This window comes from Stenotrophomonas sp. STEN054 (assembly GCF_056854535.1).
This window is the reverse complement of record NZ_JBXFWG010000011.1, coordinates 60,815-76,976: the sequence shown is the minus strand read 5'-3', so window position 1 is coordinate 76,976 and position 16,162 is coordinate 60,815. Positions and strand designations below refer to the sequence as shown.

Sequence of the window (16,162 nt, the reverse complement as noted above, 5' to 3'; positions counted from 1 at the left end):
GCGGCCGGGTGTGGTTCAAAGTGTCTTCCGGCGCGTGTTTCGACACTGGCGAGGGCCCGAGGTAGTTCGCGATTTTGATGGGCGGTTCACAGTGGCCCTGGACCTGGCCGAGCATATGCAGCGGCGCATGTTCTGGATGGGTTACTACAACCTGCGGCTGGTCTCGCTCCTTGATCGGATTCTCGAGCCTGGAATGGTCGTGGTCGATGTGGGCGCGAACGTCGGGGAGATAAGCCTGGTGTGCGCCAACCGCGTGGGACCGGGAGGTACTGTTGTTGCACTGGAGCCCATCGCCGGTATCGCTGACCAACTACGGCAAAATGTACAGCGCAATGAGCTGACGGGGATAGTGCAGGTTTACCAGCAGGGACTGGCGGACCAAGCTGGGCGGTTGCCGATCTACGCATCCTGTGGACAGACCGACGAGGTGGAGTTCAATCAAGGACTTGGCAGCCTGCATGGAACCGTAGGGATAGATCCCTGTGTCGGTGTGGTCGACATCACGACGCTCGACGAACTGGCTAACCGCGTCGGTCTGGCTCGGTTGGATTTTTTGAAGATTGATATTGAAGGTGGTGAACTCCCTTGTCTGCGAGGGGGATTGGAAGCCGTGCGCCGCTTCCTTCCAATCATTGCAGTGGAAGTGCAGGAAAGCGCCTGCCTGGCGGCGGGTTATCAGTGTCGGGATATCCTGGCGCAGATCGAGCCGCTCGGCTATCGCTTCCATCGACTGGAACCGCATGGGCGCCTGGCGAGAATCACGATCGAGGATCTCCGAGAATACCAGGATGTCATCTGCATCGCCGGGCCGGCCTTGGCAGTCGAATCCGCATGATCTGGCTGTTGGCCAGCCGCTGGGAGCCTGGCGGCCTGGAGCGCGTGCAGCTGAACCTGCTGCGCGGCTTCAGGGAACGGGGTGAGGCTGCGCGTGTCATCGCTGGTCGCGATCTTGGCGGCCCCGGCCATGCGGGAGAGGTCGACTTCGTCGCACCGCGTGGTGCCTGGCAGCTGCTTCTCCGGTTGCCATGGCTGATCAGGCGCGAGCGTCCCGCGATCGTGGTTACAACCGCCAACGACCTCGCCATCTGGATTGTTTTCTGGCAACGGCTGCTCTATCCCACCACGGCCGTGGTGGTGGCCCAGCATCTTGCGCTGTCCGCCCCGCGAAAGAAGGCGCGCGGTTCTGCACGATGCAAGCTGGAGGGCATCCGTTGGCTCATGCGTATCAGCACACCGGCCGCGCAGGCGGTTGTTGCGGTGTCGGCAGCGCTGGCCAGGGACATAGAAGTGGAACTTGGCCTTCCCGTCGCGCAGGTTCGAGTCATCCACAACCCCATCACCCGCAAGACGCAGAGTGCGCCGATCCTGCCGGACCAGGCATGGCCCTTCCCGCATGACGGGATCCCCGTGTTCATCTATGCCGGGCGCCTTTCGCCGGAAAAGCGCCTAGACGTGTTGTGGGAGGCGTTCGTACTTTTGCGGCAGAACCACCGGGCGCGCCTGCTGGTACTTGGGCAGGGCGAGGAGGGAGATCGTCTTGCCGGGTGGGTGGCGGCAAGCGCGCTGCAGGACGACGTCGCGCTGGCTGGCCGCGTGGAGGACGTGCTGCCGTGGATGGCGCGCAGCACGGCATTGGTCCTGTGTTCGGATTACGAAGGGTTTGGCAACGTGCTGGTGGAAGCCATGCACTGTGGCATCCAGGTTGTGGCCACCGACTGCCCGCATGGCCCTGCCGAGGTGCTGGGGGAGGGACGGTATGGACAGCTGGTACCAGTAGGGGATGCGGCTGCATTGGCACTGGCCCTGCGCAACGTCATCGAGGGGAACGGCCGGGTGCCTGCGCAGATGCTGCGGGCGCGCGGCGATGCTTTCTCCATCGAGACGGCGTGCCAGATCTACCTGGATGTGTTCAGTGCTGCGCGTTCGCGATTACCGGCGCGGGGCTAAAGGGCACGGCCAGCCAGGCAATGAAGGCCATCACGGCCTCGGCGGTGATGATCATCCACACCGCGCCTTGAAGGCCGTACGCGGGGATCCAAAATGCCGAGAGCACTGCCATCAACACCAGGCCCAGCGCTTCGACGAGGAACTTGCGCAGTTTCCAGCCACGCCCCAGCAGCGTATGGCAGCCGATCTGCCGCAGGCTGTAGCCGACCACGAACAGGCCCATCCACTGCAGTCCCGGAATGGCCGCGGTGAAATCGTTGCCGAGCAGATGCGGAAGCATGTGGGCGCCGTAACCCAGAACCACGCTGGCGACGATGCCATAGCCCAGCGCGGCCAGGATCATCGAGGCGACGAGGCGCCGGTACTGTGCATTGTCCCGTTGCGCCCGGAACAGACGCGGCATGGCGGACATGATCATTGCATCGAGCGGCATCGCGAACACGGCTGCGATGCGGTATGCGGCCGAATACTGGCCGGCAATCGCGCTGCCACCTGCATGCAGTACGAAGGATTTGTCCAATGTGGTAACCCCCACTGACGAACTCCACGCGGCCGCGTGGCCGCCGCCGTGCACGAGGTCGCTGCGGCTGATCCGGGCGGTGGCGTGCTCTGGCTTCAACAGGCAGCGTACCGCCAGCAGCGAGAGCAGGGCACTGCTGGCGGACGCGGCCAGATGCAGCGCGAGATACGCGGTCAGGCCAGCCGATGTTGGAAGCGCACTGAAAATGCCGATCGCCGCCAGACGCAGCAAGGCATTGAGAGCGGGCAGGGCGGCCGACCACCCCATCCGATCATTGGCCGAGAGGGCGAACGCGGCATTGGTCACGAACGGGAACGCGACGATTTCGGACAATGCGATCAGGCAGAGCGCGGGCCATGACAGCAAGCCTGCACTGAGCAGATAGAAGACCAGCGAAAGCGGACCCGCGCTGATCACGCAGAGCAGCAGGCACTGCCTCCAATAGCGGGCGAAACGCGAGCGGTCTGCAGCGGCGTACTGGTACATCAGCATTCCGCCGCCCAGGCCTACCAGGCCAGCCAGCGCCGATGCGGTACCCACCGTGCCGGAAAAGAGGCCGTAGTTGTCCGCACCCAGTACGCGCGCACCAACGATGATCCAGGCGGCCAGGCACAGCATGCGGGTGCCCTGCCAGAACATCACCAGCAGGGACGTCCGAGCCAAGCCACCGAGGCGCGGCAGTCTAACGGGCACCCGGCATCTCCATGATTGACCGCAACTGGCGCGCGTAGTCCGCTGCGACCTGGGCGTGGTCGAAACGGGCCAGCAGCGCGGGGCGCTGCGAGCGCGCCCATGCTTCGGCCGCCTCCGGTGCGTCGAGCAGCGTCACCAGTACGCTGGCAAGCGCCGCGGCATCGCGTTGCGGGGCGAGGTAGCGCGGGGGGCCTGCCGGGAATGCATCCTGTACTGCCGGAACGTCGGTGGTCACCACGGGACATCCACAGCCAAGCGCTTCGACGGTGACCAGGCCCAGCCCTTCCTGGTCGCCATTGCAGGCCTGCACGAAGGGCGCAACGAGTGCGGTTGCCCGCTGGTAGTGCGCCGGCAGGGCTCCTTGCTGGAGGGCACCCAGAAAGCGTACGTGGGCCTCGAGACCTAGCGCTTTCACCTGGGCTTGCCGCGCTTCGCGTTCCGGACCATGTCCGATGACGGTGAGCGTCGTATCTGGATGGTGCGCGAGCACCGCCGGCAATGCATCAAGAAGATGGATCAATCCCTTCTTTTCGACCAGCCGGCCGACGAACAGCAATTCATTGTGCGAACGTGTTCCTGGAGAAGGCACGAAGTGGTGCTGCAGATCCACGCCCATTGGCGAGACCGACAGGGGGAGCTGCGGGGTCAATGCACGCATCGGGGCTGCCATCGCATCGCTGACCACGCTGACCGCCTGGGCTCGGGACAACGCGAAGCGCTTGATTGCATGGAACACGCGGCCACGCAGCGAGAACAGGTCGCCGCCATGGGAAGTGACCAGCATCGGTGGGCGCAGGCGTTTCGGCAGAAGCGCGCTGGCCAGTCCCTGCGGTACGATCCAATGGACGTGCAGCACGTGGTGGCGATGCCGCTGCAGCTCCCGCCGCATGGCCCACCATTGGCCCAGCAGGAAGGTGGGTACCAACGCCATCGTCCATGGACGATGGCGCAGGTTGGAGACAATGCCGCCACCGTTGACCAGCTGCTCGAGCGCTGCGGGTGCATAGCGGTAGCGGATGACGCTGACGCCGTCGAGGTCCTCCCGCAGAGCCGCACCGGATGCATGCGGACAAAGCACGGTGACCTGGAAGTGGTTGGTCAGATGCCGGCTCAATGCATGCACGAAACCAGGTTCAGGGTCACCTCGCCAGCGCGGATAGGTGGAGGCCACGACCAGCAGCTTCGGCAGGGCTGCGGCGGCTCCGCCTTCCGATGTCACGGTTGTGAATCCTTGCGCGACGCCAGGTAGGTCAGGCCGGTAATCTGCTCGGAGACCAGACCTATCAGGAAAATGATCACCGATGCGCTGAACAGCAAGGTGCTCATGTTGGTGAAGCGGTGCATGGTCGCGAAGGTATAGCCGTAGTAGCCCAGGCCCAGCAGGAAGAACGCCACCGCAACCGGGGCGAACAGCTTCAGCGGTGAGTACAGCGTAGCGATCTTGAAAATGATCAGGAGGAAGCGGATGCCGTCCTTGATGGGGCGGATGTGGCTGCCATTGCCTACCCGCTTGGCCACCGGGATGGGCACGTAGGCCACCGGATACGCGCTGCGGAAGAAGGCCATGGTGCTGGTGGTCGGATAGCTGAACCCGTTCGGCAGCAGGTGCAGGAACTCGCGGAAGCGACCAGCCCGCACCGCACGGAAGCCGGAGGTCAGGTCCTTCACGTCGAAGCCGGTCATGTGGCTGGCCAGCCGGTTATAGAAGCGGTTGGCCAGGCCGCGGTGGACATTTGCCTGGCCGCTGCTGTCACGGGCCCCCACGACCATGTCGTAGCCTTCAGCCAGCTTCTCCAGCAGGGCCTGGATGTGAGCGGGGTGATGCTGTCCATCGGCATCCATGAACACCAGGAATTCGCCAGTGGCCTCGCGCGCACCACGCTTGATCGAGGCGCCGTTGCCCATCGAGTAGGGGTTGGAGAGTACGTTGACGCCGTGTTCGCGGGCGATGGCCGCCGTGGCGTCGGTGGACCCATCATCAACGACGATGATCTCCGCGTGAGGATAGTGCTGGCGAAGTGCCGGCAGCGTGCGCTGGAGTCCCTCTGCCTCGTTCTTTGCCGGCAGGATGATGCTGAGATGGTTCAAGTTGTTTCCCCGTTTTTCCCCGTTGCAATGTTACTCCGCCACGATACCTGAATAGAGTGCTGGTCATTCCAGCCCACGTTGCAGGAACGCGTCAGTCGCGCCGCCGCAGTGTTGGCGGGGCACCGGGAGAGCTATCATCAGCCGGGGAGTCAGGATTGTGCCTGCCAGGCTGGATGCAGGGAGGGCGTCAGCGACCGTGGCCTGTCCTGGGTCCCCCTGCCGTGCGCTCCTAGACGAGCCATGGTATTGCCCGCCCCACGAGCCAAGGATTTCCATGAACGCCGTAACCTCCGCCAATCTCGTCGGCATCACCGGCCTGGCGCGCCGCCTGGTCCAGGACGGCGCTCTGGACGAAACCGCTGCCCGCGACGCGATGGCCAAGGCTACCGCCGCGCGCCTGCCCCTCCCGACCTGGTTCGCCCAGAACAAGGTCGTGGGTGCCGCCCAGCTGGCTGCCGCCAATTCAGTCGAATTCGGCATGCCGCTGTTCGATGTGTCCACCTTCGACAGCAGCCAGAACGCCATTGCGCTGGTCAGCGAAGAGCTGCTGCGCAAGCACAACGTGCTGCCGCTGTTCAAGCGCGGCGGCCGGCTGTTTGTTGGCACCAGCAACCCGACCCATTCGCTGGATGAGATCAAGTTCCACACCAATCTGGTGGTGGAGCCGATTCTCATCGACGAGGACCAGATCCGTCGCACGCTGGAGCAGTGGCAGTCCAAGCATGACGCCATGTCCGACGCGCTGGGTGGTGATGACGAGGGCATGGCCAACCTCGACGTCAGCGGTGGCGATGAGGATCTCGCTGGCAGCAGCGACAGTGGCATCGACGCCAAGGGCGACGACACCCCGGTGGTCAAGTTCGTCAACAAGGTGCTGGTCGACGCGATCCGCAAGGGCGCCTCGGACATCCACTTCGAGCCCTACGAAGATGATTACCGCGTGCGCCTGCGCATCGACGGCCTGCTGAAGATGGTCGCGCGCGCGCCGGTCAAGTTGAACCAGCGCATCGCCGCGCGCCTGAAGGTGATGGCGCAGCTGGATATCGCTGAAAAGCGCGTGCCGCAAGACGGACGCATCAAGCTGAACCTGTCCAAGACCAAGCAGATCGACTTCCGCGTCAGCACCTTGCCGACGCTGTTTGGTGAGAAGGTGGTGCTGCGTATCCTGGACGGCAGCGCGGCCAAGCTGGGCATCGACAAGCTGGGTTACGAGCCGGACCAGCAGAAGCTGTTCCTGGATGCGATCCACAAGCCCTACGGCATGGTGCTGGTGACCGGCCCGACCGGTTCGGGCAAGACCGTGTCGCTGTATACGGCGCTGGGCATCCTCAACGACGAGACCCGCAACATCTCCACCGCGGAAGACCCGGTGGAAATCCGCCTGCCCGGCGTCAACCAGGTGCAGCAGAACAACAAGCGCGGCATGACCTTCGCGGCCGCGCTGCGCTCGTTCCTGCGACAGGATCCGGACATCATCATGGTCGGCGAAATCCGCGATCTGGAGACGGCCGAGATCGCGATCAAGGCGGCGCAGACCGGCCACATGGTGCTGTCCACGCTGCATACCAACGACGCGCCGCAGACGATCGCGCGCCTGATGAACATGGGCATCGCGCCGTACAACATCACCAGCTCGGTGACTCTGGTGATTGCCCAGCGCCTGGCCCGCCGCCTGTGCAGCAACTGCAAGCGGCCGGCCAATCTGCCCGCCCATGCGCTGCTGGCCGAGGGTTTCACCCAGGAGCAGCTGGATGCCGGCATCCAGTTGTACGAAGCCGTGGGCTGCGACGAGTGCACCGAGGGCTACAAGGGCCGTACCGGTATCTACCAGGTGATGCCGATGACCGACGAGATCTCGACCATCATCCTGGCCGGTGGCAATGCGCTGCAGATTGCCGAGGCGGCACAGGCCATCAAGGTGAATGACCTGCGCCAGTCGGCACTGAAGAAGGCCGCGGCGGGCGTGACCAGCCTGGCCGAGATCAACCGCGTTACCAAGGATTGATGCAGTTGTAGCGCCCGAGCCGATGCTCGGGCGGCGGCGCAGCCGCCAAAGCAGCCGAGCGTGGGCTCGGCTCTACAGATGCATGGCCGGGTTCAGTAGATCCACGCCATGCGTGGATGGTGCGATCCGGCTCCTTACTCCATCCCCAGCTTCTTCAGCTTGTAGCGCAGCGCCCGGAAGGTGATGCCCAGCTGGGCGGCGGTGCGGGTCTTGTTCCAGCGGTTTTCTTCCAGCGCACGCTGGATCGCGCTGCGTTCGAGCTGCTCGATGTAGGAGGGCAGGGCGGCGCTGCCGGGGTGCAGGTCGACCACGGCTTCGGGTGCGGCAGGGCCGCCGGCGGTGCGCGGGGCGTGCTGCGGCAGGCGCAGGTCGTCGGCGCCGATGCGGTCTTCCTCGGCCAGGGCCAGGGCGCGCTCAAGGATGTTCTCCAGTTCGCGCACATTGCCCGGGAAGCCGTAATGGGCCAGTGCGTCCAGCGCCGAGGGCGCCAGCAGCGGGGTGGCGCGGCCGTGGCTGCGCGCCAGCCGGGCGAGGATGGAACCGGCGAGGTCCGGCAGGTCCTGGCGGCGCTCGCGCAGCGGCGGCACCTTCAGTTCGATGACGTTTATGCGGTAGTACAGGTCGTGGCGGAAGCGCCCGTCCTCGACCAGCTCGGCCAGGTCCTTGTGGGTGGCCGAGAGGATGCGCACATCCACCGGTTCTTCGTTGGCTGCGCCCAATGCGCGCACCGACTTTTCCTGGATGGCGCGCAGCAGCTTGACCTGCATCTGCAGGGGCAGTTCGGCCACTTCATCCAGGAACAGGGTGCCGCCGTGCGCGGCCTGGAACAGGCCGGGCTTGTCGGCGTGGGCGCCGGTGAAGCTGCCCTTGCGGTGGCCGAAGAACTCACTCTCCATCAGCTCGGTCGGGATGGCACCACAGTTGACCGGAATGAACGGGCCGGCGGCGCGCCCGCCCTGTGCGTGGATGGTGCGTGCGACCAGCTCCTTGCCCACCCCGGATTCGCCGAGGATGTAGACCGGTGCCTGGCTGCGGGCGACCTTTCCGATGGTGGCGCGCAGCACGTCCATGGCGGGCGAGTCCCCGAGCAGGCGGGCGGCCTGTTCGCTGGCGGCCGCTGCGACCGGGCGCTCGCTGTTGTTGAGTTCCAGGGCGTGCTTGACCAGGCCACGCAGCACGCTGATGTCCACCGGCTTGCTGACGAAGTCGAAGGCGCCGGCCTTCAGCGCCTCCACGGCCAGGTCCATGCTGCCGAAGGCGGTGATCATCGCCACCGGCGTACGCGGGTAGTGCTGGGCGATCTCGCTGACCAGTTCGATGCCGTTGCCGTCCGGCAGCCGCATGTCGGTGATGCACAGGTCGTACGGGTTGCTGGCCAGCAGTTCGCGGGCTTCGGCGAGGTTGGCGGCGGTGCTGATGCGAAGGCCCATGCGGCCAAGGGTCAACACCAGCAGTTCGCGGATGTCGCGTTCATCGTCGACGACGAGGGCGCTGCGGGTTTCGTTCATGGGCAGGGAAGATAAACGAGGGGGGCTGGAAGCGACAAATGTTTGACGCGGCGGATCAATGCGGAAGCAGGGTGTGCGGGCCGGGCAGGACCAGGCGGAAGCAGGAACCGCCGGCCGGCACGGGGATGTAGTCCAGCCGTGCCTGGTTGGCCCGGCACAGCTCGCGGGCGATGTACAGCCCCAGGCCGGTGCCGTGCTCGGAGGTGGTGAAGAAGGGGCGGAACAGCTGCGCAGCCACGGCCTCGGGGATGCCCGGGCCGCGGTCCATCACATCGATCACCGCGCTGCGCTCGTGCTGGGCCACGCGCAGGCGCACGCGCGCCGGCTGCTCGCCGATGCGGCCGTACTTCAGCGCGTTGTGCACCAGCACGGTGAGCACCTGGTAGAGGTGGCGGGTGTCGACCAGGGCGGGCACCGAGGTGTCGTTGATGATCGGCTCGATGCTGTCCGTTTCCAGAGTCTGGCCCTGCTTGTACTCCAGCACGAAGCGGCGCACGAAGGCGGCCAGGTCGACGTTCTCGGGGTTGGCGCGCTCGCGCCGGGCCAGGCCCAGCACGCTTTCGACGATGCCGTTGGTGCGCTGGCACTGCTGGTGGATGATCTGCAGCAGGCGGCGGTCGCTCTCGTTGAAGCCGGTGCCTTCCTCCAGCAGCTGCACGGCGTAGTTGATGGCCGCCAGCGGGTTGCGGATCTCGTGTGCCAGGCTGGCCGAGAAGCGACCCATGGCCGAGAGAGTGAGCGACTCGGCGCGGCGCGAGACCACGCTGGAGTCGTCCAGGAAGACCAAGGCCAGCTCGCTGCCGGCCAGCAGGCGGGCAAACCGCGGCTGGACCTCGGGCTGGTCGGGGTTGAGCTGCAGCGGCAGTTCGTCCTGGGCCCAGCCGTTGCGCCAGCGGGTCAGGCGCCGGGCCAGTTCGGGGGCAATGCTGGCCAGGTTCAGCTGGCCGGTCTCGCCGACCCCGTCGCTGTCGCCCAGCAGCAGGGAGGCGGCTTCGTTGGCGAGGGTGATGCGGTTGTCGCCATCGACGACGATCACCCCGGTGCGCATGCGGCGGATGATCAGCTCGTTGATCTGGAACAGATTGGCCACTTCATCGCCGCGCTGGTTGGCCAGCTGCTGGTTGCGGCGCGCGCGGCTGCCGACCTGGTAGCTGATGAAGGCCAGGGCCAGGTAGCTGGTGGCGAACATCGCCAGTTCGGCCAGGGTGCGGGTGGGGGCGCCGCCCTCGAGCACCTTCCACAGGTACTCGGCGGCGGTGGCGACGCTGGCGGCCAGGGCCAGGACCAGGCCCCAGCTGAGGGGCAGCAGCGTGGCCGCGGCGGCGATGTTGAACAGCAGCGACATCGAGATGCCGGCGCTGGCGCCGGGCAGGGCGTGGGCCAGCAGGCTGGCGGCGATGATGTCCAGCAGCACGCCGGTGACCACGATCGGCAGCAGCCAGCGCTCGCTGCGGCCCACCACCAGCAGCAGCAGGGACAACGCCAGGTAGGTGGCTCCGACCAGGTAGGCCAGGCGCGGGTGGTGCGCTTCGCCGACCATCACCGACAGCGGGCTGTACAGCAGCGCGGCGATGACCGAAGCGATCAGCACGCGGTACAGCGCGAAGAAATACAGCTCGCGCCGGGGAATCGATTCGATGCGGTCGATCAATGAAGCACTGGGTGACACGCCGGAACTCCCCTTCTGGCTGCCTGGAACTGTATCTGACGGCGTTGGCACTGCAGCGTACCCGATGTTCCCCGACCACCGGACCCGCGTTCTGTAGCGCCGAGCCGTGCTTGACCCTGCGCCTCCCAGTATAGGCCTGTGGAAGCGGTTTCCTGCGCAATCGGACCGCGCCAGGCCCACGGGGCCACCCCGCCGGGGCGGCGCAACTGCCTGAATGAACGTGGAAATCTGGCCGGGTCTGGCCGTTTGTCCCGGGTTCTTTGCGCCCCGGCGCTGGCTCGGCCACAATAGTAGGCCCGCCGCGGTCCATGCCGGCGCCCCGCCGGGGCCCCTGAGGAATTGCGTGCGGTCGTTCCTATTCCCACGGTGACGCATGAATTTCCACGAATACCAGTCAAAACAGCTGCTTGCCGAGTACGGCATCCCGGTCCCGGCCGGCAAGGTCGCGGCGACCCCGGACGAAGCAGTCGAAGCTGCCAACTCCCTGGGCCAGGGCCCCTGGATGGTCAAGGCGCAGATCCACGCTGGCGGCCGCGGCAAGGCTGGCGGCGTCAAGTTCTGCAAGACCACCGACGACGTGAAGGCCGCTGCGGCCAAGATGCTCGGCACCAAGATGGCCACCTACCAGACCGCAGGCGTTGAACTGCCGGTCAACCTGGTGCTGGTGACCACCGCCGGCGAGATCGTCAAGGAACTGTACCTGTCGGTGCTGGTTGACCGTGGCACCAAGACCATCACCTACATCGCTTCTTCGGAAGGCGGCGTGGAGATCGAGCAGGTTGCTGCTGAAACCCCGGAGCTGATCCACTCGCTGAACGTCGACTTCGTCGAAGGCGTGCAGGGTTACCACGGCCGTGATTTCGGCTTCAAGCTGGGCCTGACCGCCAAGCAGGCCGGCCAGTTCGCCAGCATCATGGTGAACCTGTACCGCCTGTTCAACGAAAAGGACCTGGCCCTGGTTGAAATCAACCCGCTGGCCATCCTGGACGACGGCAACCTGTACGCGCTGGACGGCAAGTTCGACAGCGACGACAACGCCGCCTTCCGCCAGAAGGCCCTGGTCGCCATGCGTGACAAGACCCAGGAAGATCCGACCGAAGTGATCGCTTCGGAACTGGACATCAACTACGTCACCATGGACGGCAACATCGGCTGCATGGTGAACGGCGCCGGCCTGGCCATGGCCACCATGGACGTGATCAAGCTCAACGGCGGCGAGCCGGCGAACTTCCTGGACGTGGGCGGCGGTGCCAACAAGCAGCGCGTCATCGAAGCCTTCAAGCTGATCCTGTCCTCGGACAAGGTCGAAGGCATCTTCGTCAACATCTTTGGCGGCATCGTCCGCTGCGACATGATTGCCGAAGGCATCATCGCCGCCGTGAAGGAAGTGGGCGTCAAGGTTCCGGTCGTGGTCCGCCTGGAAGGCACCAACGTGGAAGAAGGCAAGCAGCTGCTGCGTGACAGCGGCATGGCCATCATCCCGGCTGACAACATCAACGATGGCGCCAAGAAGATCGTTGAAGCTGTCAAGAACGCTGCCTGATACCGACACCAAGGAATTCCAATGTCTGTTTTGATCAACAAGAACACCAAGGTGATCGTGCAGGGCTTCACCGGCCAGCAGGGCACCTTCCACGCCACTCAGATGATCGAGTACGGCACCCAGGTTGTGGGCGGCGTGACCCCGGGCAAGGGTGGCACCACCCATATCGATCTGCCGGTCTTCAACACCGTTGCCGACGCCGTGCAGAGCACCGGCGCCAACGCTTCGGTCATCTACGTGCCGCCGCCGTACGCGGCTGACGCGATCCTGGAAGCTGCTGCTGCCGGCATCTCGGTCATCGTCTGCATCACCGAAGGCATCCCGGTGCTGGACATGCTGCGCGTCAAGAACGTGCTGACCCGTGCCCACCCGGACACCGTGCTGATCGGGCCGAACTGCCCGGGCGTCATCACCCCGGGTGAGTGCAAGATCGGCATCATGCCGGGCCACATCCACAAGCCGGGCAAGATCGGCATCGTGTCGCGTTCGGGCACCCTGACCTATGAAGCGGTCAAGCAGACCACCGAAGTCGGCCTGGGCCAGTCCACCTGCATCGGCATCGGTGGTGACCCGATCAACGGCCTGAACTTCGTCGACTGCCTGAAGCTGTTCAACGAAGATCCGCAGACCGAAGGCATCATCATGGTCGGCGAAATCGGCGGTGACGCTGAAGAAGCCGGTGCCGAGTACATCAAGAACCACGTGAAGAAGCCGGTCGTCGGTTTCATCGCCGGTGCGTCGGCTCCGGCCGGCAAGCGCATGGGCCACGCCGGTGCGATCGCCTCGGGCGGCAAGGGCACTGCCGAAGGCAAGTTCGCCGCCATGGAAGCTGCCGGTGTCGTCACCGTCCGCTCGCCGGGCGACCTGGGCGCTGCCATCGCCAAGCTGGTGAAATAAGAACGACTGCCTCCGGCAGACGATTCGGTAGAGTCGACCGTTGGTCGACTGCTCTACCCGTTCAAACAGAAAAGCCGCCTCCGGGCGGCTTTTCTGCGTCTGGCGGTGTCCCGGCCGGCCCCATCTACGCATGGCGTGGATCTCCTGGGATGGTCCGGCGAGCGCATGGCGCGGCGTTACAATGGGCCATTGCAACCACAGGCTGGATTCCCATGGCTTCGATCCGCATCGCGATGGCGCAGTTCGACTTTCCCGTCGGCGATGTCGCCGGCAACACCGAGCGCATCATCGAGATGATCGGCCAGGCGCGCGAGGAGTACGGCGCCGAGCTGGTGATGTTCCCCGAGCTGGCGGTGAGCGGCTATCCGCCGGAGGACCTGCTGCTGCGTCCGGGCTTCCTGTACGAGTGCGAGCAGGCGCTGGTCCGCATCGCCGCCGCCTGCCGTGGCATCACCGCTGTGGTCGGCTGGCCGCAGGCCGCCGGTGCGGTGGTCTACAACGCTGCCAGCGTGCTGCGTGACGGCCTGGTCGAGCGCACCTACCGCAAGCGGGAGCTGCCCAACTACGCCGTGTTCGACGAGCGCCGCTACTTCGACGTGGACCCGGACGGCGGCAGCTGCGTGTTCGACGTCAACGGCGTGCCGGTCGGCCTGCTGATCTGTGAGGACCTGTGGTTCGCCGAGCCGATGGCCGACACCGTGCGCGAGGGTGCGCAGCTGGTGGTGGTGCCCAACGCCTCACCGTACGAGCGTGGCAAGCATGCCCAGCGCGATGCCGTGCTGGCCGCGCGCACCCGCGAGAGCGGGGCGGCGATTGCCTACCTCAACGTGGTCGGTGGCCAGGATGCGCTGGTGTTCGACGGTGCCTCGGTGGTTGCCGACGGCGACGGTACCGTGCACCCGGCGGCGGCTGCCTTCGTCGACCAGTGGCTGGTGGTGGACTACGACGGCGAAACCCGCCGCTTCCTGCCGCACGTGTGGATGGACGATGGCGACGAGAGCATGGACGCGCTGGCCTGGCGTGCGGTGACCCGCGGCATCCAGGATTACTGCCGCAAGAACGGCTTCAAGAAGGTGTGGCTTGGCCTGTCCGGCGGCATCGATTCGGCGCTGGTGCTGGCCCTGGCCGTCGACGCGCTGGGCGCGGAGAACGTCACCGCCGTGCGCCTGCCGTCGCGCTACACCGCCGGCATGTCCAACGACCTGGCCGCCGAGCAGTGCGAGGCGCTGGGCGTGAAGCTGGAAGCGGTGTCGATCGAGCCGGCCTTCAAGGGCCTGATGGAAGCCCTGGCGCCGATGTTCGAAGGCACCACGCCGGACGTGACCGAAGAGAACCTGCAGTCGCGCAGCCGTGGCGTGATCCTGATGGCGCTGGCCAACAAGTTCGGCGGCCTGCTGCTGACCACCGGCAACAAGAGCGAGTACGCGGTGGGGTATGCCACCATCTACGGCGACATGTGCGGTGGCTACGCGCCGCTGAAGGACCTGTACAAGACGGAGGTGTTCGGCCTCTCCAAGTGGCGCAACACCGTGGGCGGCGCGCCGGTGATTCCGCCGGCGGTGATCAGCCGCCCGCCGTCGGCCGAACTGCGCGACAACCAGCTTGACCAGGATTCGCTGCCGGCCTACGACGTGCTGGACGGCATCCTGTACCGCTACGTGGACCAGGAGCAGTCGCGCACGGAGATCGTGGCCGCCGGCTACGACGCGGCCGTGGTCGACCGCGTGCTGCGCCTGGTGCGCATCAGCGAGTGGAAGCGGCACCAGGCTGCGCCGGGCCCGAAGGTCTCGCGCCGGGCGTTCGGCCGCGAGCGCCGGTACCCGATCAGCAATGGTTACAAGGGGTGAGGTAACGGGGGCGCCGGGCATGGCCCGGCGCTACCGGGCCATCCACGCATGGCGTGGCTCTACTTGAACGGCACACATGGCGTGGATCTACCAGAAGCGGTAGTGCCGGCCGCTGGCCGGCAATTCCACGCGCCATGCATACACGCGCGGCGTGGATCTACCGGGCCTGGTCGAGCAGTGCTTCAAGGCCAGCGGTTTCACCCGCCTCATCAAACGTGCTGCCGCCCAGGCGTGCCTGCACGAAGGCCAGGCCATCGGCCGCAGCGGCATCCAGCGTGCCGCGATGATCGACCGGGTAGCGGCGGAACGCCACCGGTTCGCCGCGCAGCGCCAGACCGGCGGCATACAGCAGGGTGGTCAGGTAGGGCACGTCGCGATCGGCGCTGCCGTGGCCAAGCATCAGCGGCTGGCTGAACCCTGTGCGCGGCACCCCCAAGTAGTCATGCAGCACGGACCAGATCCCGGGCACTTCGGTCAGCGGTGCGGTGAACATCGAGCCGGTATCGGCGTTGTCCAGGGTCATGGCCAGTTCGCCCAGGCACTGCTGCCGTGCCAGCGCCACGCGCGCGCGACCGGCATCGCTGAGCACCTGGTCGATCTGTGGGGCGACCTGCAGCAGGCCATCAAGCAGGTAGGCATGGTACGCATTGACCGCGCCGGGATTGGCCGTGCGGTTGTCCGGCTTCATCACCAGTGCGGTCAGCTCCACCGCCGTGGGCGTGCCGGTGGTGAAACTGCCGCGGTACTGCAGGTGAGAGCCGCCATAGGACGGAGCCAGATGGCCGGCGGTCAGCGCCGCTGCGCCCCCCTGCGAATGGCCGACCGACACCCAGCGTGGCGATAGCGTCGCCGTGCCCAGGTAGTGGCGGCTCGCCTTGACCAGATCGATGGCGTTGCGCGCGGCGGTGCGTACGTGCAGGTAAGCGTGGTTGCCGGGGCTGCCCAGCCCCTGGTAGTCGGCGGCGACCACGGCATAGCCCTGGGCCAGAAACTGGTCGAGGAAGCGCCCATCACGCTCCGGCTGGTAGGGGCCGGAAACCGAGGGCGCGCAGCGGTCGGCAATGCCCTGGGTGCCATGCGCCCATGAAACGATGGGCCAGCCCCCCATCGGCGGGGCGCCCGAGGGCAGGTAAAGCAGGCCGGTGCCTTCGGCGAGCTGGCCGCGATGGTCAGGGGTGCGGTAGTGAAGCTTGTAGGCCTGCGCCGCCCTGGAGGGCACCCAGCTGGCCTGGTACGGCGCAGCGGACAGCAGCTCGCCCGGGGCAGGCGGGGCCGCCGATGCCAGTCCTGATGCCTGGCCGAGGAGGACGGCGGCGATCAGCGCCGGGACATGCCAGACGCGGCGGGAAAGATTGGGCATGCGGGCTCCTTGCCGGCCGGAATGGCCGTTGCGCCGCAGTGTGGAGGTGCCCAACGGGCGCCGGCTGCGAACGACGTCGCAATGG

12 protein-coding genes are annotated in these 16,162 nt (G+C 66.1%); 6 read left to right on the top strand and 6 right to left on the bottom strand.

The features are described from left to right. The first annotated feature begins 91 nt into the window (after window positions 1-91). Both AC1VXD_RS06470 and AC1VXD_RS06465 read left to right on the top strand, forming a co-directional pair. A complete protein-coding gene (locus AC1VXD_RS06470; RefSeq protein WP_482991375.1) occupies window positions 92-835 on the top strand; it encodes an FkbM family methyltransferase in 744 nt (247 codons plus the stop codon). Then, entirely contained in the window at window positions 832-1,947 is a 1,116-nt protein-coding gene (locus AC1VXD_RS06465) for a glycosyltransferase (protein WP_482991374.1), read from the top strand. Before AC1VXD_RS06470 ends, AC1VXD_RS06465 begins: the two co-directional genes overlap by 4 nt. Here the strand turns inward: AC1VXD_RS06465 and AC1VXD_RS06460 are convergent. Genes AC1VXD_RS06460 through AC1VXD_RS06450 form a run of 3 tightly spaced genes read right to left on the bottom strand, consistent with a single transcriptional unit; the run spans window position 1,910 to window position 5,248 of the window. After that, on the bottom strand, window positions 1,910-3,106 hold the full coding sequence (locus AC1VXD_RS06460; RefSeq protein WP_482991394.1) for a lipopolysaccharide biosynthesis protein: 1,197 nt from the start codon (window positions 3,104-3,106) through the stop codon (window positions 1,910-1,912). The two genes, AC1VXD_RS06465 and AC1VXD_RS06460, sit on opposite strands and share 38 nt — an antisense overlap. A 43-nt stretch (window positions 3,107-3,149) precedes the next feature. Continuing rightward, a complete protein-coding gene (locus AC1VXD_RS06455; protein ID WP_482991373.1) occupies window positions 3,150-4,379 on the bottom strand; it encodes a glycosyltransferase in 1,230 nt (409 codons plus the stop codon). After that, on the bottom strand, window positions 4,376-5,248 hold the full coding sequence (locus AC1VXD_RS06450; protein WP_482991372.1) for a glycosyltransferase family 2 protein: 873 nt from the start codon (window positions 5,246-5,248) through the stop codon (window positions 4,376-4,378). The genes AC1VXD_RS06455 and AC1VXD_RS06450 overlap by 4 nt, the downstream gene beginning before the upstream one ends. 274 nt (window positions 5,249-5,522) lie before the next feature. Here AC1VXD_RS06450 and pilB point away from each other — a divergent pair, with 274 nt between their 5' ends. Continuing rightward, window positions 5,523-7,253, top strand: coding sequence for a type IV-A pilus assembly ATPase PilB (gene pilB, locus AC1VXD_RS06445; RefSeq protein WP_482991371.1), 1,731 nt, complete (start codon window positions 5,523-5,525; stop codon window positions 7,251-7,253). Window positions 7,254-7,387: 134 nt separating this feature from the next. On the opposite strand, the gene AC1VXD_RS06440 is transcribed toward pilB, so the two are convergent. After that, entirely contained in the window at window positions 7,388-8,761 is a 1,374-nt protein-coding gene (locus AC1VXD_RS06440; protein ID WP_482991370.1) for a sigma-54-dependent transcriptional regulator, read from the bottom strand. 55 nt (window positions 8,762-8,816) lie between these two features. Further along, complete coding sequence (locus tag AC1VXD_RS06435) at window positions 8,817-10,430, bottom strand: sensor histidine kinase (RefSeq protein WP_482991369.1); 1,614 nt, start codon at window positions 10,428-10,430, stop codon at window positions 8,817-8,819. Window positions 10,431-10,803: 373 nt separating this feature from the next. On the opposite strand from AC1VXD_RS06435, the gene sucC reads away from it, so the two are divergent. The 3 genes from sucC to AC1VXD_RS06420 all read left to right on the top strand — a co-directional run bounded on the left by sucC (window position 10,804) and on the right by AC1VXD_RS06420 (window position 14,717). Then, complete coding sequence (gene sucC / locus AC1VXD_RS06430; protein ID WP_079222939.1) at window positions 10,804-11,973, top strand: ADP-forming succinate--CoA ligase subunit beta; 1,170 nt, start codon at window positions 10,804-10,806, stop codon at window positions 11,971-11,973. A 21-nt stretch (window positions 11,974-11,994) separates the two neighbouring features. Continuing rightward, entirely contained in the window at window positions 11,995-12,870 is an 876-nt protein-coding gene (gene sucD, locus AC1VXD_RS06425; protein ID WP_108760494.1) for a succinate--CoA ligase subunit alpha, read from the top strand. A gap of 212 nt (window positions 12,871-13,082) precedes the next feature. Then, on the top strand, window positions 13,083-14,717 hold the full coding sequence (locus AC1VXD_RS06420) for an NAD+ synthase (RefSeq protein WP_482991368.1): 1,635 nt from the start codon (window positions 13,083-13,085) through the stop codon (window positions 14,715-14,717). A gap of 157 nt (window positions 14,718-14,874) precedes the next feature. Here AC1VXD_RS06420 and AC1VXD_RS06415 read toward each other — a convergent pair whose 3' ends face one another. Beyond that, window positions 14,875-16,077, bottom strand: coding sequence for a lipase family protein (locus tag AC1VXD_RS06415; protein ID WP_482991367.1), 1,203 nt, complete (start codon window positions 16,075-16,077; stop codon window positions 14,875-14,877). Between the last annotated feature and the right edge of the window lie 85 nt (window positions 16,078-16,162).